Source organism: Acidocella sp. (assembly GCF_027352905.1).
Lineage (GTDB): Bacteria > Pseudomonadota > Alphaproteobacteria > Acetobacterales > Acetobacteraceae > Acidocella.
This window is the reverse complement of sequence record NZ_DAIEIF010000050.1, coordinates 1-18,060: the sequence shown is the minus strand read 5'-3', so window position 1 is coordinate 18,060 and position 18,060 is coordinate 1. Positions and strand designations below refer to the sequence as shown.

The 18,060-nt window shown below is 65.3% G+C and carries 17 protein-coding genes, 2 tRNA genes and 1 pseudogene; 8 read left to right on the top strand and 12 right to left on the bottom strand.

Annotated features, from left to right (window positions below; all coding sequences use genetic code 11):
- The first annotated feature begins 77 nt into the window (after window positions 1-77).
- The 6 genes and pseudogenes from M7H45_RS09160 (at window position 78) to M7H45_RS09135 (ending at window position 5,198) form a co-directional block, all read left to right on the top strand.
- Window positions 78-1,253 (top strand): MFS transporter, encoded by a 1,176-nt coding sequence (locus M7H45_RS09160; RefSeq protein ID WP_298216276.1) that lies wholly within the window; start codon window positions 78-80, stop codon window positions 1,251-1,253.
- A complete protein-coding gene (locus M7H45_RS09155; RefSeq protein ID WP_298216274.1) occupies window positions 1,250-2,470 on the top strand; it encodes an SLC13 family permease in 1,221 nt (406 codons plus the stop codon). Before M7H45_RS09160 ends, M7H45_RS09155 begins: the two co-directional genes overlap by 4 nt.
- A pseudogene (locus M7H45_RS09150) lies at window positions 2,455-3,339 on the top strand (oligosaccharide flippase family protein); the annotation flags it as partial. The gene M7H45_RS09155 and the pseudogene M7H45_RS09150, both read left to right, overlap by 16 nt.
- A gap of 112 nt (window positions 3,340-3,451) precedes the next feature.
- Window positions 3,452-3,955: a polysaccharide biosynthesis C-terminal domain-containing protein gene (locus M7H45_RS09145; protein ID WP_298216399.1), complete on the top strand. Its 504-nt coding sequence runs from the start codon at window positions 3,452-3,454 to the stop codon at window positions 3,953-3,955.
- Window positions 3,956-4,012: 57 nt separating this feature from the next.
- Window positions 4,013-4,888 carry an N-formylglutamate amidohydrolase gene (locus M7H45_RS09140; RefSeq protein WP_298216271.1) on the top strand — a complete coding sequence of 292 codons (876 nt, stop codon included), beginning with the start codon at window positions 4,013-4,015 and terminating at the stop codon, window positions 4,886-4,888.
- A gap of 217 nt (window positions 4,889-5,105) precedes the next feature.
- Window positions 5,106-5,198 (top strand) — tRNA-Ser (locus tag M7H45_RS09135).
- Window positions 5,199-5,288: 90 nt separating this feature from the next.
- Here the strand turns inward: M7H45_RS09135 and M7H45_RS09130 are convergent.
- The 11 genes from M7H45_RS09130 to ffh all read right to left on the bottom strand — a co-directional run bounded on the left by M7H45_RS09130 (window position 5,289) and on the right by ffh (window position 15,006).
- Window positions 5,289-6,746 (bottom strand): APC family permease, encoded by a 1,458-nt coding sequence (locus tag M7H45_RS09130; RefSeq protein ID WP_298216269.1) that lies wholly within the window; start codon window positions 6,744-6,746, stop codon window positions 5,289-5,291.
- A 373-nt stretch (window positions 6,747-7,119) separates the two neighbouring features.
- Entirely contained in the window at window positions 7,120-7,833 is a 714-nt protein-coding gene (locus tag M7H45_RS09125) for a hypothetical protein (RefSeq protein ID WP_298216267.1), read from the bottom strand.
- Between the two features lie 392 nt (window positions 7,834-8,225).
- Window positions 8,226-8,302 (bottom strand) — tRNA-Arg (locus M7H45_RS09120).
- 55 nt (window positions 8,303-8,357) lie between these two features.
- Window positions 8,358-9,461: a 3-isopropylmalate dehydrogenase gene (leuB, locus tag M7H45_RS09115; protein ID WP_298216265.1), complete on the bottom strand. Its 1,104-nt coding sequence runs from the start codon at window positions 9,459-9,461 to the stop codon at window positions 8,358-8,360.
- 4 nt (window positions 9,462-9,465) lie between these two features.
- Window positions 9,466-10,080, bottom strand: a complete 615-nt coding sequence (gene leuD / locus M7H45_RS09110; protein WP_298216263.1) for a 3-isopropylmalate dehydratase small subunit — start codon at window positions 10,078-10,080, stop codon at window positions 9,466-9,468.
- Window positions 10,080-11,483: a 3-isopropylmalate dehydratase large subunit gene (leuC, locus tag M7H45_RS09105; protein ID WP_298216261.1), complete on the bottom strand. Its 1,404-nt coding sequence runs from the start codon at window positions 11,481-11,483 to the stop codon at window positions 10,080-10,082. Before leuC ends, leuD begins: the two co-directional genes overlap by 1 nt.
- Window positions 11,484-11,596: 113 nt before the next feature.
- Complete coding sequence (gene rplS / locus M7H45_RS09100; protein ID WP_298216260.1) at window positions 11,597-11,980, bottom strand: 50S ribosomal protein L19; 384 nt, start codon at window positions 11,978-11,980, stop codon at window positions 11,597-11,599.
- Window positions 11,981-12,007: 27 nt separating this feature from the next.
- Window positions 12,008-12,718 carry a tRNA (guanosine(37)-N1)-methyltransferase TrmD gene (trmD, locus tag M7H45_RS09095; protein WP_298216258.1) on the bottom strand — a complete coding sequence of 237 codons (711 nt, stop codon included), beginning with the start codon at window positions 12,716-12,718 and terminating at the stop codon, window positions 12,008-12,010.
- The gene (gene rimM, locus M7H45_RS09090) at window positions 12,715-13,233 is read right to left on the bottom strand and encodes a ribosome maturation factor RimM (protein ID WP_298216256.1); all 519 of its coding nucleotides are present in this window, start codon (window positions 13,231-13,233) and stop codon (window positions 12,715-12,717) included. The genes trmD and rimM overlap by 4 nt, the downstream gene beginning before the upstream one ends.
- Before the next feature lie 16 nt (window positions 13,234-13,249).
- Window positions 13,250-13,594: a 30S ribosomal protein S16 gene (rpsP, locus tag M7H45_RS09085; RefSeq protein WP_298216254.1), complete on the bottom strand. Its 345-nt coding sequence runs from the start codon at window positions 13,592-13,594 to the stop codon at window positions 13,250-13,252.
- Window positions 13,595-13,635: 41 nt separating this feature from the next.
- The gene (gene ffh / locus M7H45_RS09080) at window positions 13,636-15,006 is read right to left on the bottom strand and encodes a signal recognition particle protein (RefSeq protein WP_298216253.1); all 1,371 of its coding nucleotides are present in this window, start codon (window positions 15,004-15,006) and stop codon (window positions 13,636-13,638) included.
- A 198-nt stretch (window positions 15,007-15,204) separates the two neighbouring features.
- Here ffh and M7H45_RS09075 point away from each other — a divergent pair, with 198 nt between their 5' ends.
- On the top strand, window positions 15,205-16,551 hold the full coding sequence (locus tag M7H45_RS09075) for a lipopolysaccharide biosynthesis protein (protein ID WP_298216251.1): 1,347 nt from the start codon (window positions 15,205-15,207) through the stop codon (window positions 16,549-16,551).
- A gap of 28 nt (window positions 16,552-16,579) precedes the next feature.
- Window positions 16,580-17,710, top strand: a complete 1,131-nt coding sequence (locus M7H45_RS09070; protein WP_298216249.1) for a hypothetical protein — start codon at window positions 16,580-16,582, stop codon at window positions 17,708-17,710.
- Here the strand turns inward: M7H45_RS09070 and M7H45_RS09065 are convergent.
- Window positions 17,674-18,060 (bottom strand): ROK family protein (locus tag M7H45_RS09065; protein ID WP_298216247.1); only part of this gene is annotated, 387 nt, incomplete at its 5' end. The two genes, M7H45_RS09070 and M7H45_RS09065, sit on opposite strands and share 37 nt — an antisense overlap.

Here is an 18,060-nt window from a genome sequence, read left to right as displayed (position 1 = left end):
TGAAGCGTCTCCGGCGGCGGGGCGGAATCGCCCCCGCATTGCATTGCAGAATTTGCCGCCGCCGTTAAGTCAGCGGCATGTCGAATTCTCTCTCGCGCGGGCCGTCCCGCCTTCTGGTCGGGCTGATGGCGGCCTCCTGCGGCCTCATCGTCGCCAATATCTATTATTCCCAGCCGCTGGTCGGGCTGATCGGCCCCCAGCTGCATATGAGCGGACGGGCGGAGGGGCTGATCGTCAGCCTGACCCAGCTTGGCTATGCGGCGGGGATGATCTTCCTGGTGCCGCTGGGGGACCTCATGGAAAATCGGGCCCTGGTGGTGGCGACGGTCTCCGCCACGATTCCCGCCTTGATCCTCGCCGGGCTGGCCTGGACTCCGGGCATGATGCTGACGGTCTCGGCGCTGATCGGCCTTAGCTCGGTCGCGGTGCAGATGCTGATTCCCCTGACAGCGCATCTCACTCCGGAAGCGCGGCGCGGCCGGGTGGTGGGCACGGTGACGGGCGGCCTGCTTTTTGGCATATTGCTGTCCCGCCCGGTGGCCTCGGTCATCACCGCCTATGCCTCCTGGCGGCTGGTGTTCTTTCTTTCCGCGGCGGTGATGGCCGGGCTGGCCCTGCTGCTCAGCCGGGCGCTGCCCCGCCGTGAGCCCGAGGCCAAGGAGCATTACGGCGCGCTGCTCGCCAGCCTGTTCGCCCTGCCGCTGCGCTTTCCGGTCTTACGGGAGCGGATCGTCTATCAAGCCGCCTGCTTTGCCGGCTTCTCGCTGTTCTGGACGGGGGCGCCGCTCTTTCTCATGCATCGCTTCGGCTTCACCCAGCGCGGCATCGCCGTATTCGCGCTGGCGGGGGCGTTAGGCGCCTGCCTGGCGCCCGTGGCTGGGCATCTCGCGGATCGTGGCCATACCAGGGTGGCGAGTTTCTGGGCTCTTATGGCGGTGCTGGCGGCGTTCGGCATCGCCGCGCTCGGTGGCTGGCGCCACTCGGTGGTGCTGTTGGCGCTGGCGGGCATTATCCTCGATGGCGGGGTACAGACCAGCCTCGTTCTCGGCCAGCGCTCGATCTACGTGCTGACCCCAGAGCTGCGATCGCGCATGAACGGCGTGTTCATGGCGAGTTTCTTTCTGGGCGGCGCGGCGGGCTCCGCCTTCACCGGACCGCTGCTCATCCATGCCGGCTGGGGCGGGGTCTGCGCGGCGGGGGCGCTGATGCCTCTGCTCGGGCTTTCCTATTTCGCCGCGGCCGGGCGGAAATGAGCCTCGCTCTTATCGTTCTTATCGTGTTCGCCAGCTTAGTTGGCATAATGGCGCGGCCCTTTCGCCTGCCGGAGGCGGTGTTCAGCCTGGCCGGGGCGGGGGTGCTGGTGGGGCTGGGGGGGCTGCCGCCGGGCGCGGCCTGGCGCGCGGCGGGGCAGGGGGAGGATCTTTACCTGTTTCTGGCTGGGATGATGCTCCTGGCCGAACTGGCATTGATTCAGGGCGTGTTCACTTGGGCGGCCGCGCATCTGGCCCGGCGCGCGGCGGGCAATGCGGCGCGGCTGTTCAGGATGGTTTACGGCCTCGCCACCCTCATCACCGTGTTTCTTTCCAACGACGCGACGGCGGTGGTGTTTACCCCGGCGGTGGCGGCCATGGCCCGCCAGGCTGGCGCGCGCAACGCTTTGCCTTACCTGCTGATTTGCGCGTTCGTCGCCAATGCCGCCTCCTTCGTCCTGCCGGTTTCCAACCCCGCCAATCTGGTCCTCTTCGGTGGCCAGATGCCCCGCCTCGGCAGCTGGATGCGGCTTTTTGGCCTAGCCTCGCTCCTCGCCATCGCCGCGACCTTCGCGCTGCTCTGGCTCACGCAGAAACGCCATCTCAACCAAAGGCTGGACATACCGGCGGAGGCGCCAAGCCTGACCCCAGGCGGGCGCTGGACCCTGGCGGGGCTGGCCGGGGCGGCCATGCTCCTCATTCTCGCTGCCGGGCTGGGTTGGCCGCTCGGCCTGCTTACCTTTTTGCTGGGCGTGGGCTGCACCGGGCTGGTCTGCGCGCTGGCGCGGCAATCGCCCTGGCCAGTGATGCGCGGGGTCAGCTGGAACGTGCTGGCCATGGTGGCGGGGTTGTTCATCATGGTCGGGGCGCTGGACCGGGCCGGGCTTATCCAAGCCCTCTCCGGCTGGGCCCGGAGCGGCCCTCTGGTCCTGGGTGGCGGGCTGGCGCTGCTCAGCAATCTCGCCAATAACCTCCCCGTCGGCCTCTTGGCGGCGCATATGCTGGCGCATGCCGGGACGGGGCAGAAGGCGGCGGCGCTGATCGGGGTGGATCTTGGTCCCAACCTCTCCATCACCGGCTCGCTGGCGACGATTCTCTGGCTCACCGCGCTGCGCCGGGCGGGGGTGGGGATGAGCGGTTGGCGGTTTTTAGCCCTGGGCGCGGTGATGATGCCGCCTGCTCTGCTTCTGGCGCTCGCGGGGCTATGGTTGAGTCTTTAAGCCGGGTACAATCTATGCTTGTATGGCGCATGAGCTTGGCGCGCGGCGCGGCGCGGGGCGCCGCCTGGAATTTCGCAACCATCCTGGCCGAACGGGCGGTGGGCTTCGCCATTTTTGCCGTGCTGCTGCGCGTGGTGCCGGCGCCTGATGTCGGCATCATCGCCATCGCCGGGTCGGTTTCCGAGCTGGTGCGGATCGCCGCCAATAGCGGGGCGGGGGCGCAGGTGCAGGCCAGCCCCGGTAATGCCGAGATCGAGGCGGGGGCGTTCTGGAGCCAATTGCTGACGGCGTTGCCTGCCATGCTGGCGCTGAGCGCGGCGGCGCCCTGGATCGCCCATCTCTACGGCCAGCCCGCGCTCAGCCCCTTGCTGCGGTTGATGGCGCTCAACGTGGTGATGACCTGTTTTCTCATCGTGCCCTCGGCGCGGCTGGCCTCGCAATTCCGCTTCAAGGCGATCGGGCTGATCTCCCTGGGCAGCACCGCGGCGGGCGGGGCTTGCGCCTTGCCGTTGGCGCTGGGCGGACATGGCCTGGCGGCGCTGGCGACCCAGCGCATGGCTGGGGTGGCGTTTTACGCGTTCTGCGCCTGCCGCGCTGCCCGCTGGATGCCCCCGCCTCCGCCCCGCCTGGCCGCGCTGGCGGCGGGGTTCCGCTTCTCTTTGCCGATGATGCAAGCCGCTTTTGTAGATTACCTGGCCCTCACGGGCTATGTGATGCTGGCCGGGCTGCGGCTGGAGGTGGTGGCGCTCGCCCAGTTCCGTGTCGCCCAGCGCCTGCTGGAAGTGTTGCAGGAACTCTCCTTTCTCCCCGCGCGCAAGCTGTTGCTGCCGGTGCTGGCGGCGGTGCGGGCGGATGAGCAGCGTCGCCGCGAGGTGCTGCGGCGTATGCTCGACCTGATCGCCATGCTGATATTTTTCACCAGCGCGGTGAGCGGAGCAGCCGCCGGGCCCGCTCGTTCACCTCTTGTTCGGGGCGAAATGGATGGCGGCGGCGCCGGTTTTCGCCCTACTCAGCCTCACCGCGCCGTTTCTGGCGCTTTACGGCCTCATCAACCCGCTTTTGGCGAGTCTGGGCGAGACGAGGCGGCTGCTGCGTTACGCCGGCTGGAATGCGCTGACCATCCTGGCCGTGTGCTGGCTGGCCGCGCCGTTCGGCCTCGAAGCGCTGGCCTGGGGATTAGCGGGGCGGGGCGTGGCGGCGGCGGGGTTGCTTTTGCTGGCGCTGCGCCAGGCTGCGGGTGGCGAGGCTTGGCCCTTATTCCGCCGTCTTGGCGTGCCCTGCGCGGGTCTGGCGGGGGCGCGGCTGGCGGCCTGGGCGCTCGAACCTGCAATGCCTTCTCTCAGCCCGGCATTCGCCCTCGCCGCCCTGGCGGGAAGCGCGGGGGGCATGTTCACCGTCATCGTCATCGCCCTGGCGCCCCGGCGGGTGGGGAGCATGGCGGGGCAATTGCGCCGGGCGTTTTTCCTGCGGCCGGCTTTGAGTTGAAAGGGAAATTTGGTTTCCCTTGCCCGGCGGCAATCATGCTGATTGAATGACGCCGCCATGAGCCAGCCCCCGCCTATCACCCTTCACCGCCCGGCGCGGTGGTCGACCGGAATCGTTCTGACCTCGCCCCATTCCGGCCGGCGCTATCCGAAGGCGTTTCTCGAATCCTCGCGGTTGGATGAGCGGGCGATTCGCGGTTCGGAGGATAGTTTTATCGACCGGCTCTTTGCCGATGGGCCGGAATTGGGCCTGCCGCTCCTCGCCGCCGAGTTTCCTCGCGCCTGGTGCGATGTGAACCGGGAACCCTGGGAACTCGACCCCGCCATGTTCGCCGACGCCCTGCCTCCCCATGTCAATACGGCCAGCCCGCGCGTGGCGGCTGGGCTCGGCACCTTGGCGCGGGTGGTGGGCAACGGGGAGGCGATTTACGCCCGCAAGCTGGCTTTTGCCGAAGCCAAGGAGCGTATCGAAAATTGCTGGCGCCCGTTTCATGAGACGCTGGCCGGATTGATCGAGGAAAGTCTCGATCTGTTCGGTCATTGCCTGGTGCTGGATTGCCATTCCATGCCCACGCCGCGCGCCCGGCTCGGGCCGCGTTGCGACATTGTGCTGGGAGATGGGCATGGCACGGCCTGCCGCCCCGAGTGGTCGCGCCGGACGCAGCTGTTTTTTGAGGAACTCGGGTTTACCGTGCGCCGGAATGACCCATACGCTGGCGGGTTCATCACCCGCCATTACGGCCGGCCACGCGAGAAGGTCGAGGTGATCCAGATCGAAATTTCCCGCGGTCTCTACATGGATGAACAAAATTTCACCGATAGGCCTGGTTTCGATACCCTTCGCGCCACGCTCACTCGGTTTATGGAGCGGATGATTGCCGCCAATCGCCTGGGCGGAGCGATGGATTTCGGCTTCAGCGCCGCCGCCGAATAAAAAAGGCGGCGCCGAAGCGCCGCCAAGTTTAGGGAGGAAACGTCCAAGAAACAGGGGAGAAAACTCACCCTGCCCAACCTATATAGGAGACATTATGCTGCGGTGCAAGATATTTTTGCATTGCAGCAAAAACTCTCTCTCGCTATTTCGCCTTGATGGGCTTTACCTCTCACCGGGGGCCAATTATGAGCAAACGCGGCGGTTGGAAAACCCAGCCGGAGGGGTGGCCGAGAGGCTGAAGGCGGCGGTTTGCTAAACCGTTATACGCTGTCAAGGCGTATCGTGGGTTCGAATCCCATCCCCTCCGCCAAATAATGCCCCCGCCGGAGCCTCGTCCGCCGCCTTGTCCTGGAACCGTTGCCGCATGCGCTAAATCTCCCTGTTTTGGCTGGGTGGGGTCTTAACCGCCCAGTTTTACCGGTTCATCCGCGCCCAGCACCGCCCCGGCCTTGCGCAGCGTCTCCGGCCGGGTGATGGCGAGCCAGATCGCCCCGGCAGTGAACAGGCCGAACCAGGCCAGCGTGATCCAGGGCATCCAGGTATAGGGCGCATCGCTATTCTCGACGATCTGCCCGGCGAACAGCCCGACCATCAGTAGCCCGCCCACTGCCGGCAGCACGAGATGGCGGATCCGCCGGCCGCTGCGCTGGCGCATGAAATAGGCGATGGCGGCGATGTTGGCGAGCACGTAAACGACGAGAATGGCCAGCGTCAGCAGAAAGCCGAGATAGCCATAAACATTGCTGCCGCCATCGGGGTTGGCGAGCCCGCCGGAGAGCGCCCCGACCACCAGCACGACGGCGAAGGTGAACGCGCTCTGGAACAGCACAGCATTGGAGGGGGTGTTGTGCTTGGGGTTGATATGCGCGAGCGGGCGCGGCAGCAGCCCCTCGCGCCCCATGGTGTAGAGAATGCGCACGATGCCGGAATTGGAGTTCACCGACACCGCGAACATGCTGGAGACCGAGGCGAGAATAATGAGCGGCGTCATCCACGGCGCGTACATGTGCGCGAGGTCGTTCCACGGGGTCGAGGCACCGGTCAGCGCGTTCACCTTGTCATCGCCCAGCCCGATCACCTCGGCCCAGATGCAGAAGGTGTAGATGGCGCCGACCACGAGGGTGGAAAGCGCGATCGCCAGCGGCACGTTGCGCCGGGGGCGGCGCACCTCCTCACCCAGCGTGGTCGCGCCCTCGAAGCCGACGAAGCTGAGCGCCGCGAACACCGCGCCGATCACCAACCCCTGGGTGCCGTGTGGTGAAGAGGCGGGGGAGAGTGGATGCAGCGACAGCCCATGCGCGCCGCCCATGGCAACCACGATCACCGCCATTGTCAGCACCACGGCAACCTCGATGAGGAACAGGAGCATCGCCGTGCGCAGCGAGGCCTGAATCCCCTCCAGCGCCAGGAAGGTCATGAAACCCCAGGGTAGCAGCGAGATCAGCCCCCAGGGGATATTGAGGCCGAATTCCTGCTGGATCGTCTGTTGCAGATAAGCGCCGATCAGCGCCACCTCGATCGGAGGCAGCAGCGCATAGGCGAGGAACATCAGCCCCCCGGTGACGAATCCGGCATGCGGCCCCAGCCCCTGCGTAACATAGGTGTAAAATGAGCCCGCGCTCGGCATTTGCGCCGCCATCTCCATGATGCCGCTGGCGGTGATGAGCATGGCAATCAGGCAGGCGAAATATACAAACGGCGTCGCCGGACCGGAAAATGGCGTGGAGAATTGCGGGTTGAAAAAGGTGGAGACCGCTGGGCCCATGATCGCGGCGGACATGATGACCGCGCCGGGCAGGCCGACGGAATTGGGTTTCAAGCGCGCCTGCGGCGGCGGGAGGGAAGCGGTGTCAGACATGACGGCTCCTCAGTTGCGGGTTATTGTTGTCGGTCGCGGTCGTCGGGCCGACGGGCTCCGGTCATCCACGCAACGTTATCTGCCGGCGCCTAGAAGGTAGGGGTCAGATCGATTAAATCCAACATGATTACTTTAACGTATTAACCGAAATTCTCCAATGTCTGGGGGTAGATGAAGGCTTGATAAAACCCGCGCTGGGCGTTTCCCTCAGCGCTATTGTTCAAGCCCGTCCAGCCAATGTTTGGGCAAAGGTCATAAGGCGTCCACTCGAAAGAACAGTGGGTATATCAAACTGTCCACATGCAGGCCGCGTTCCCCCGCCGGATCTGACGGCGAAGGCTGGTAATAAAGCGAACGAAAGGCGGTTTTCAGCTCATAGGGGCTCCTGTCCCGGCGGGGGCACGGCGCACGCGGCGAATGCGTGGCAATCGCTGATGATATCGGCAAGTTGTGACAGGGTAGAGCCCTTTCGGGGCGAATAAGCGCCACTGAAGACCGCCGAGCCGATGGTGAAGGCATCCGCCCCGCGCTGGGCGATGCTGGCGATACGGGCGGCGGAGTCGATGCTGCCCGCGACGATCAGCCGTCCCGCGCCCACCCCGCGGCGCGCAGCCTCGACGAGATTGAGCGGCGTATCCTCGGTAGCACGGTAGGCGAGCAGATCAGCCCCCGCGCAGCCCTTGGCCATAAAGACGCGGCATTGCGCCTCGACTTGGGCGGCGGTGCCGGCGAGCTTGGTGGGGTGGCCGAGCGGCGTGCCAGGAAAAGGGTAGTAGCGGATGACGGTGCCACGAATAATCGCCAGCGTGGCATCGATTTCGGTGCCGCCGAGCAGATGGTCCACCCCCAGCGCTACGGCGGTGCGCGCCGAGTCGAGCGCGGCCTCCGGCATAGTGCTCACGACTTCCATATAGGGGCTGGCACCCAGGGAGCGGATTTTGGCAGTGAGTCTGTGCAGTGTTTCGACACTGACGCCGACATCCTTGAATCCGATATGCTTGAGTCCCAGCGGGCGGATCAATTCGCAAAGATCCAGACAGTCGGTTATGGTCTGATCGTTGCGGGTCAGCATGAAAATGAAATCCATCAAACGGCTCTCCCCAGAACCCACCAGACCATGCCGGCTGAGAGGACTGTTTAAGTACTATTCAGCCTGTATGGGGCAATAGCGTTCGCGAGCGCCGAATAGCCAAAGGGCGTCCATTCCCGATAAGTATCCCATCGAACCACGATAAAAAAATAACCCGATCCGGGCTTTCCCGTAAGGCGGAATCGCACGGCGAGCGCCGCTACCGCAGCAAATTCGCTATGTGACCCGGCCCCCCAGGCGGCGCGTTTCCTGCCCATTCTGAGGGCTGGCGCTGGCTCTCGGGGTAGACGAAAACGGAGACAAGATTGTTTCTGGGTAGAACGGTATCCCCCCTGGTATCCGGCCCGTTTGGCCGTTCCAGTGAGTTACCCATAAGCTATTGAATTAGGTGGCGCGCCCGAAGAGATTCGAACTCCTGACCCTCAGATTCGTAGTCTGATGCTCTATCCAGCTGAGCTACGGGCGCGTCGTGGCGCGGGGTGTAACCGAACCGCCGCTTTCAGGCAACCCCGCCCCGCCGATTATGCTCCGAGCTCCGTGAGCAAGGCGTCCCCCATCTCGCGGGTGGAAACGGGAGAGCGGCCCGGTAGGGCGATATCCGGCGTCCGCACGCCCTTCGCCAATACCCGCGCCGCCGCTGCCTCGATGGCGTCGGCCTCCTCCTCCATGCCGAAGGAAAGGCGGAGCAGCATGGCGAGGCTCAAAATCTCCGCCAGCGGGTTGGCCAGACCCTTGCCCGCGATATCCGGAGCCGAGCCGTGGATCGGCTCGTAAAGGCCCGGCATCCGTCCGGAGGTCTCCCGGGCACCCAGCGTCGCCGAGGGCAGCAGCCCCAGCGAGCCGGTCAGCATCGCGGCGAGATCGGAGAGAATATCGCCAAACAGATTGCCGGTGACGATGACGTCGAACTGGCGGGGGTTTTTGGCCAGCTGCATCGCGCAATTATCCGCATACATGTGGGAGAGGGTCACATCCGGAAATTCCTCCTCCCGCAACCGCGTCATCACCTGCCGCCAGAGCAGGCCGGATTCCATCACGTTCGCCTTTTCCACACTGCAGACGCGGCCCTGACGCTTGCGCGCCAGCTCAAAGGCTACCCGCCCGACGCGTTGAATTTCCGGCGTCGTGTAAACCTCGGTGTTCACGCCTCTCTGCGTGCCGTCTGGCAGCGTCTCGATGCCGCGCGGCTCGCCGAAATAGACGCCGCCGATGCATTCGCGCACGATCATGATATCGAGCCCGCGCACCAGATCAGGTTTCAGCGAGGAGGAGTCCACCAGCGCGTCGAACACCTTGGCCGGGCGGAGATTGGCGAAGACCTTAAGTTCCGCCCTCAATTTGAGCAGCCCGCCTTCGGGCCGGATCTCAAAGGGCACCTTGTCCCATTTCGGCCCGCCGACGGAGCCGAACAGCACCGCATCCGCCGCCTTGGCCTTGGCCAGCGCCGCATCGGTGAGAGGCACGCCATGGGTGTCGATGGAGATTCCCCCCACCAGTTCCTCCTCGATGCGGAAACTCGCCCGGCGGCTCGCCTCCAGCCAGTCCAGCACCCGCCGCGCCTCGGCCATCACCTCCGGGCCTATGCCGTCACCCGGCATCAGCAACATCGTCTTATTGGCGATCATGTCGTCACGCTCCCTGAATTTTCGGCAGCCAGGAGGGCATCCGCGCCTCGTAAGCATCGATCGCCGAAGCATGCTCCAGCGTTAGGCCGATATCATCAAGCCCGTTCAGCAAGCAATGTTTGCGGAAGGGGTCGATCTCGAAGGGAATCTCCTCGCCATTTGGGCGGATGACCACCTGCCGGGCGAGGTCCACGGTCAGCCTGGCGTTTTCTCCCATGGCGGCGTCCGCGCGCAGCTTGGCGCAGGCTTCCTCCGGCAGAGCGATGGGCAGCACCCCATTTTTGAAGCTGTTATTATAGAAGATGTCGGCGAAGCTGGTGGCGATGACGCAGCGTATGCCAAAATCCTTCAGGGCCCAGGGGGCGTGCTCGCGCGAGGAGCCGCAGCCGAAATTATCGCCCGCCACCAGTATCTCGGCGTGACGGTAGGGTTCCCGGTTGAGAATAAAATCCGCCTTCTCGCTCCCGTCTGGATTATAGCGCATATCGGCGAAGAGGTTGCGTCCCAGCCCGGTGCGCTTGATGGTTTTGAGAAACCGGGCGGGAATGATCTTGTCCGTGTCGATATTGTCGATATCCAGCGGCGCGGCGATGGCGGTGAGGGTGGTGAATTTATCCATCAGATCATCTCCCGGACATCGGTGATCCGCCCGGTGACAGCGGCGGCGGCGGCCATGGCGGGGGAGAGAAGGTGGGTGCGCCCGCCCGGCCCCTGGCGGCCCTCGAAATTGCGGTTAGAGGTGGAGGCGCAGCGTTGGCCCGGCGTCAGCTTGTCGGGATTCATACCCAGGCACATGGAGCAGCCCGCCTCGCGCCATTCAAACCCGGCCTCGGTGAAAATTTCCGCCAATCCCTCGCGCTCCGCCTGCTGCTTGATCAGCCCGGAGCCCGGCACCACCAGCGCCCGCACGCTGGGAGCGACGCGCCGCCCCTTGGCCACGGTGGCGGCGGCGCGCAAATCCTCGATGCGGGAATTGGTGCAGGAGCCGATGAACACCACGTCCACGGGCGTGCCGGCGATCTGCTGCCCGGCTTCCAGCCCCATATATTCCAGCATCCGCTGCATCTGGCCGCGCCGCGCCTCATCCGGCTCTGCCGCGGGGTCTGGCACCGTGCCGGTGATAGGCAGCACCGTTTCCGGGCTGGTGCCCCATGTCACTTGCGGGATGATATCCTCAGCCCGCAATTCCACGATTTTGTCGTAATGCGCGCCCGCATCGCTGCGCAGAGTGTGCCAATATTCCACCGCCCGGTCGAAATCGGCGCCCTTGGGCGCGAAGGGCCGGTCTTTGATGTAGGCGAAGGTCGTCTCATCCGGGGCGATCAGCCCGGCGCGCGCCCCCGCCTCGATGCTCATATTGCACATGGTCAGCCGCCCGGCCATGTCCAGGGCGCGGATCGCCTCGCCCGCGAATTCGATGACATGCCCGGTTCCGCCTCCGGTGCCGATCTTACCGATGACCGCGAGCATGATATCCTTGCCGCTGCACCCTGCGGGCAGCTTGCCCTCGACGCGGATAAGCATGTTGCGGGCCGGTTTCTGCAACAGGGTCTGGGTAGCCAGTACGTGTTCCACCTCGGAGGTGCCGATGCCGAAGGCCAGCGCCCCCAAGGCGCCATGGGTGGAGGTATGGCTGTCGCCGCAGACGATGGTCATGCCCGGCAGGGAGATGCCCTGTTCCGGCCCCACCACATGCACGATGCCCTGGCGCGGATCGGACATCGGGAAATAGGTCACCCCGAATTCCTTGACGTTCTGCTCCAGCGTCGCGATCTGCAGCGCGCTCTCCGGCTCGTTCACCTCGGTCAGCCGCTCCGGGCTGGTGGGCACGTTATGGTCCACCACCGCCACGGTGTTTTCCACCCGCCGCACCTTGCGGCCCGCCATGCGCAGCCCCTCGAAGGCTTGTGGGCTGGTCACCTCATGGACCAGATGGCGGTCGATATAGAGAACGCAGGTGCCGTCCTCCGTCTTGTCCACCACATGGGCGTCCCAGATTTTATCGAATAATGTTTGGGCCACGATCATTCCTCCAGAGTTGCGAAGGGCCAGAAGAACGGCAGTTCTCCTGGCCCCTGGGCGGCTTTTGCGGGCCGCCGCGCTCAAAAAACCGGCTCGCGCCGCGCGGGGCCGTTTTACTTGGCCGGGGCTTCGCTCACCTCGCGCGCCTTCTCGGCGATGCGGGCGGATTTGCCGCGGCGGCCGCGCAGATAATAGAGCTTAGCGCGGCGCACATCGCCCCGGCGGACCACGTTGATCTCCGCGATGATCGGCGCATAGAGCGGGAATACGCGCTCCACCCCCTCGCCATAGGAAATTTTGCGCACGGTGAAGGAGGAGTTGAGGCCGCGATTGGAGCGGGCGATGCAGACCCCTTCGAAAGCCTGGATGCGGGAGCGCTCGCCTTCCTTCACGGTCACGTTCACGCGCAGCGTGTCGCCGGGAGCGAAATCGGGGATGGTCTTGGTCTCGGTCAGCTTCGCGATCTGCTCGGCTTCGAGGGTCTGGATGATGTTCATGGGTTCAGTCCTTTTCGAAAGCGGTGTTTAGGGCGCGGCGGCGCCGCTGGCAATGTGGCAGGCGTAGAGATCGGGGCGGCGGGCATGGGTGACGGCGGCGGCCTGGGCGCGCCGCCAGGCGGCGATGGCGGCATGGTTGCCCTGGGTCAGCACCTCCGGCACCGGCCGGCCCTCCCATAGGGCTGGGCGGGTATAATGCGGGTATTCCAGCAGCGCTCCGGAGAAGCTCTCCTCCACCGCGCTGGCCTCCTCGCCCATCACGCCTGGCAGCAGGCGGATCACGGCGTCCAGCAGCACCAGCGCCGACAGCTCGCCGCCGGAAAGGATATAATCGCCAATGCTGATCTCCTCGCCCCGCCGGGCCTCGATCACGCGCTGGTCGATCCCCTCGAAGCGGCCGCAAACCAGAACCGCCCCTGGCCCCGCCGCCAGCGCCCGCACCCGTTTCTGGGTCAGCGGCGCGCCGCGCGGGGTGAGAAAAATCAGCGGCCGCTCATCCGCCGCCGGCATGACATGGGCGATGGCGGCATCCACCACATCCGGGCGCAGCACCATACCGGCGCCGCCGCCAAAGGGCGTGTCGTCCACCGCGCGGTGGCGCCCCAGGCCGAAATTCCGCATATCGGTGGCGGCAAGGCTCCAGATTCCCCGCGCCAGCGCCCGCCCGGCGAGGGAATGGCCGAGCGGTCCGGGAAACATGGCGGGAAAGAGGGTGAGAATATCGGCGCGCCAGCTCATCCCTTCGTCTCCTCCCGCGCATCCACCTCCACCGGCGGATTCACCACCAGATAGCCATGGCCGATACGCACTTCCGGCACGCAGGCGCGGGTGAAGGGGATGAGCCGCCCATCCGTCAGTTCCAGGCTGGCGCCGGCGCCATGGTCGAGCACGGCCGCCACGCTGCCGAGCGTCTTGCCCTGCTCGTCCCGGGCCGCGAGGCCGATGAGATCGGCGAGATAGAATTCGTCATTTTCCAGCTCGGGCAGGGCGGAGCGAGGCAGAAACAGCCGGGTGTTGGTCAGCCGCGCCGCCGCGTCACGGTCGGTGATCCGGCGCGGCGCGCCATTCACGATCTCGCTGATCCAGGCGACGCCATCCGCCGCCCATTCCAGGACGAAGCTTCGGCCTCCGGCATCGGCCAGCACGTGCCGCGCGAGCCGCTCCGGCGTCTCGCCGTGGCAATGCACGCGCACCTGCCCGCGCACGCCATGCGGCTTGCCGATGACACCCATCAGGATCAGCCTCTCCGTCACCCTTATCCCTAACGGGTCAGGCCGCCTCGGCCTTGGCGCGGGCGGCGGCGCGCTCCTGCGCCTTCTTCTTCGGCGCGGATTGCTTGGGCTGTTCCGTCCGTGCCGGCGCCTTGATCAGCTCCACCTTGGCGAGAAACCGGGCGACGCGGTCCGTCGCCTGCGCGCCCTGGCCCAGCCAGTATTGCAGGCGCTCGGTCCGCAGCGTCACCCGCTCGGCATGGTCCTGCGGCAGCATCGGGTTGTAGGTGCCCACCCGCTCGATAAACTTGCCATCACGCGGCGCGTTCGCATCGGCCACGACGATGTGATAGAAGGGGCGTTTCTTGGCCCCGGCGCGGGACAGACGAATTTTGACAGACATTGGAACTCCTTGGTTTAAATCGTCGGGTTTAAATCATAAAATCAAAAGGGTTTGCGGCCGCCCTTGGCGCCCATCGCGGCCTGCATCTGGCGCATCATCGCCTCCGGCCCGCCCATTTTATTCATCCGTTTCATCATCGTGGACATGTCATCGAACTGCTTGAGCAGCTTGTTCACCTCCTGCACGGAGGTGCCGGAGCCGGCCGCCACGCGCTTCTTGCGGCTGGCCTTCATGATATCCGGCTGCCGACGCTCGCGCGGGGTCATCGAGCTGATGATGGCGATGTGACGCTTGAAAACGCTCTGGTCGAGATTTGCGTCGGCGATCTGCTGCTTGATCTTGCCGATGCCGGGCAGGAGGCCAAGAATGCCGGAGAGCGAGCCCATTTTGGAAATCTGCCTGAGCTGCGCGGCGTAATCCTCCAAATCGAACTTGCCCTTCGCCATCTTCTTGGCGAGTTTCTCGGCCTCGGCCTGGTCGATATGGGCAGCGGCCTTTTCCACCAGCCCGACGATATCGCCCATGCCGAGAATGCGCCCGGCGATACGCTCGGGGTTGAACTCGTCCAGCGCGTCCAGTTTTTCGCCCTGGCCGATCAGCTTGATCGGCGCGCCGGTGACCGCGCGCATGGAAAGGGCCGCGCCGCCGCGCGCGTCACCGTCCAGCCTGGTGAGAACGATGCCGGTGACCTGCACCGCCTGGTTGAAGGCGGTGGCGGTGGTCACGGCATCCTGGCCGGTCATCGCATCCACCACCAGCAGCGTTTCCACCGGGTTCACGGCGGCGCGGATGGCTTTCACCTCTTCCATCAGCGCCAGATCGATGGAGAGCCGCCCGGCGGTATCCAGGATCACCACGTCATAAACTTCCCGCCGCGCCGTCTCCATTGCCCGCTGGGCGATCTGCAAGGGCGTCTGGCCGGGGATGATTGGCAGGCTGGTGACTTCGGCGCGGCTCGCCAATTGCTCGAGCTGCAACTGCGCCGCCGGGCGCTGCGTATCCAAACTCGCCAGCAGCACCTTCTTGCGCTCGCGCGTGCGCAGGCGCAGCGCGATCTTGCCGGAGGTCGTGGTCTTGCCCGAGCCCTGCAGTCCGACCATGAGGATGGGCACGGGGGCGGGGGCGTTGAGGTTCAGCGGAACGGATATGCCGCCCAGCGCCTCGATGAGAGCGTCATTGACGATCTTCACGACCATCTGGCCGGGGGTGACGGAGCGCAGAACCTCCGCCCCCACCGCCTGCTCCCGCACCTTGGCGACAAAATCCTTCACCACCGGCAGCGCCACGTCGGCATCCAGCAGCGCCAGGCGGATCTCGCGCAGCGCCTCGGTGACATCAGCCTCCGAGAGCGCCCCGCGGCGGCGGAGCCTGTCGAAAATATCCGAGAATTTGCCCGACAGCGCGTCGAACATGCGGCAAGGTCTCCAAAATCCAAACAACGCCAAACGCGCCGTGGTGCGAACCCTCGCAGCACGGCGGTTATGCCGGGGCAGGCCATGCGCCCGCCGCGCCCGCCTGTCAAGGGCCGGGGCGCGGGGCAGCCCGTTTCTTGACGCCTGGGGAAAATGGCTTAACACCACGGCTTTCCGCCCATCAGAAACTCTGGCCGAATGTCCCGTCACCGCGCTGTCCTCGCCTCCATGTTCAAGAATGCCGGGTTTCTCGCCGGCGGGCGGGTGGTGAATGCGCTGTGCAGCCTGGCCTATGTGGCGCTCGCCATCCGCGCCCTCGGGCTCGATGATTTTGGCAAGCTCGTCCTCATCAACTCCATCGCCATGACCGGCTCGATGCTGACCCGGCTGCAAAGCTGGCGGACGCTGATCCATTTCGGCAACCAGGCCTATCAGAGCGGTGATGTGGCGGGGTGGCGCGACATTCTTTCCTTCTGCATCCGGCTGGACGCGATGGCCGCTTTGGCCTCATTGCTGTTCAGCCTGGTGGGGATGCGCCTTTATGGCGCGCTCTCCCACTGGAACCCGGCCGATATCGCCATGGCGGAACTCTATGCCTGCGTCGCGCCGTTCATGTACACCGGCTGGTGCGCCGGCGTGCTGCGCATGACCAATCGCTACCATTACGTCACCATCAACGACACCTGCGCCGCCCTGTTGCGCACCGCCGGGGTGGCAGCGGGGTTTCTGCTCCAGCTCCGCCTGCCTTATTTCCTGGCGGTCTGGGCCGCGTCGATTGTGCTGGATTACGCGCTCTACGTCTTCTTCTCCCTCGCCATCGTCAAAAAACTGCACGGTTTTTCCTTGCGGAGGGCATTTCGCGGCTGGGGCTGGTCGCGCCCCGGGCTATGGTCCTTTACCCGCGCCGTCAGCCTCAACCAGAGTCTCAATAACGTCTCGGGCCATCTGGCCACCCTGCTCGTCGGCGGCGGGCTGGGGGCCGCGGAGGCGGCCATCTTTCAAATCTGCCGTCAGCTCGCTGAGGCCATCATCGCCCCCGCCCAACTCCTCACCCCGGTGCTTTATCCCGAGCTGGTCAAGCTGCGGGACGGGCGGGACTGGGCCGGGCTCAAACTCGTGACCCGCCAGATTTTCCTCGCTCTGCTCGCCTTGTCGGTGGTTCTGCTCGTCATCGCCCGGCTGGGGGGCGAGGCCATCTTCGCGCTGATGGCGCATGCCCGAATTCCGCATGTCACCTCCTATGTCTGCGTCATGGTATTGGCCGCGGTTTTTTTGCTTCTCATCACGCCGCTGGAGCCGCTTCTCACCGTCATGGGCCGGATCGGCTTTCTCACCCGCAACCGCGCGGCGGTCATGCTGGCCTATTTTCCCGCGCTCTATTTCGCCACACGGTTCTTCGGCCTTGGCGGCGCCTGCCTCAGCACGGCCCTTTGCAATGGCGCCATTCTGCTCTCCTGCCTCATCGGCATGCGGCTCTATCTGCGCGGGCCGCAAGAAAGGTTGCTGAATCAGCCTGCCGGGTCGATAGAATTAACATCGAGATGATTTCCGGCCCGCGAGCAAACCGCCCCTCATGAAAATTGCCGTCATCTACGTCGCCGAGCCCTATCAATGCTATCACGGCGCCACCGTCGCCAGCGCTCTGGCGGAAGAACCCGGCTGCGAGGTGGTCGAATATTACGCCTTCGCCGATACCCCGGCCCATCTCGCCCGGATCAGATCGGCCATGGGCAAACCCGCTCTTCCCATCCGCGCCTTGGCGAAACCTTGGCCGGCGCGGCTTCTCCACCGCGTCAAGCTCCACGACCAGGAGCGGACGCTGATCCTCCGACACAACGTGAGCGAGCTGAACGGCTACGACGCGGTTCTCGCCACCGAGAACACCGCCGGTATTCTGAAAGCGGCCGGGTTGACCCGCCCGCGCCTGATCCTGCTCAAGCATGGCGCCGGAGACCGCTACGTCAAGGACCAGGCGCTGATGCGCAATTTCGACCTTGTCCTGCTGCCTGGCCCTAAAATGGAGCGCTATTATCTGGAGCGCCACCTGCTCGGCGGCTGCCGCAAGATCATCGGCTACCCCAAATTCGATATCTTCTCGGCGGTGAAGCGCAAGGCCCACCCCGCGGCCAAACCCTTCGCGCTCTATAACCCCCATTGCCGGGGAGACCTGTCCTCCTACTGGGCGTGCCTTAAACCCTTGGTAGCGGGCTTTAAGGCACAGACCGCCTATGACCTTCTCGTCGCGCCGCATATCAAGCTGTTTCACCGGGATTTCGGCGCGCGGCGGTATCGGCTCCGGCGGCTGCAGGGCGGCAATGTCGCGGTGGATACCGGCTCGCCCGCCATGCTGGACATGACCTACACCGCCACGGCCTCGCTCTATATCGGTGATATCAGCAGCCAGGTTTATGAATATCTGATCTCCCCGCGCCCCTGTGTCTTCCTCAATCCGCGGCGTCTGCGCTGGCGGGACGACCCGCATTTCATCCACTGGACTTTGGGGGAGGTGGTGGAACGGTCAGAGGACATCATGCCCGCCGTGGCCCGCGCCGCCGAGCGTCACGCGCTCTACCGCCCTGCCCAGGAGGCGATGGTGAGAAAGGCCTTCGGCACCGATGATCTGCCCTTGTTCGGCGCCGCGCGGCGGGCGGCAGCGGCGATCTTCGCTCATCTCGGCTGCCCGCCCCCCTCGTCTCTCTCCTGAGGCCAGAGCCAGGCGGCGCCGCGCACGCCCGAGGAATCGCCGTGCCGCGCCTTCTTGATATTCGGCGCTGCTTGATCCGAAAAAATATAAGGCCGCATCAGATCTGGCAGAGTCTCATAAAGATGAGCCATATTGGAGAGTCCGCCGCCCAGCACGATGCAATCCGGGTCGAGCAGATTGGTGATCACCGCCAGCGCCCGGGCCATCCGGTCCGCGTGCCGGGCCAGCGCCGCCTGCGCCTTGTCGTCCCCGGCGGCGGCGCGCTCGGGCAGCGAGCCGGCATCGTGATAGCCCGGCCCGTCGCATTCGCGCGCCAGCGAGGGGCCGGCCAGATACAGCTCCAGGCAGCC

Bases quoted from the DNA above. Each gene is read 5' to 3' on its own strand.
- M7H45_RS09160 (WP_298216276.1), top strand. From the start codon at position 78: ATGTCGAATTCTCTCTCGCGCGGGCCGTCCCGCCTTCTGGTCGGGCTG.
- M7H45_RS09155 (WP_298216274.1), top strand. From the start codon at position 1,250: ATGAGCCTCGCTCTTATCGTTCTTATCGTGTTCGCCAGCTTAGTTGGC.
- M7H45_RS09145 (WP_298216399.1), top strand. From the start codon at position 3,452: ATGGCGGCGGCGCCGGTTTTCGCCCTACTCAGCCTCACCGCGCCGTTT.
- M7H45_RS09140 (WP_298216271.1), top strand. From the start codon at position 4,013: ATGAGCCAGCCCCCGCCTATCACCCTTCACCGCCCGGCGCGGTGGTCG.
- M7H45_RS09130 (WP_298216269.1), bottom strand. From the start codon at position 6,746: ATGTCTGACACCGCTTCCCTCCCGCCGCCGCAGGCGCGCTTGAAACCC.
- M7H45_RS09125 (WP_298216267.1), bottom strand. From the start codon at position 7,833: ATGGATTTCATTTTCATGCTGACCCGCAACGATCAGACCATAACCGAC.
- leuB (WP_298216265.1), bottom strand. From the start codon at position 9,461: ATGATCGCCAATAAGACGATGTTGCTGATGCCGGGTGACGGCATAGGC.
- leuD (WP_298216263.1), bottom strand. From the start codon at position 10,080: ATGGATAAATTCACCACCCTCACCGCCATCGCCGCGCCGCTGGATATC.
- rplS (WP_298216260.1), bottom strand. From the start codon at position 11,980: ATGAACATCATCCAGACCCTCGAAGCCGAGCAGATCGCGAAGCTGACC.
- trmD (WP_298216258.1), bottom strand. From the start codon at position 12,718: ATGAGCTGGCGCGCCGATATTCTCACCCTCTTTCCCGCCATGTTTCCC.
- rpsP (WP_298216254.1), bottom strand. From the start codon at position 13,594: ATGTCTGTCAAAATTCGTCTGTCCCGCGCCGGGGCCAAGAAACGCCCC.
- ffh (WP_298216253.1), bottom strand. From the start codon at position 15,006: ATGTTCGACGCGCTGTCGGGCAAATTCTCGGATATTTTCGACAGGCTC.
- M7H45_RS09075 (WP_298216251.1), top strand. From the start codon at position 15,205: ATGTCCCGTCACCGCGCTGTCCTCGCCTCCATGTTCAAGAATGCCGGG.
- M7H45_RS09070 (WP_298216249.1), top strand. From the start codon at position 16,580: ATGAAAATTGCCGTCATCTACGTCGCCGAGCCCTATCAATGCTATCAC.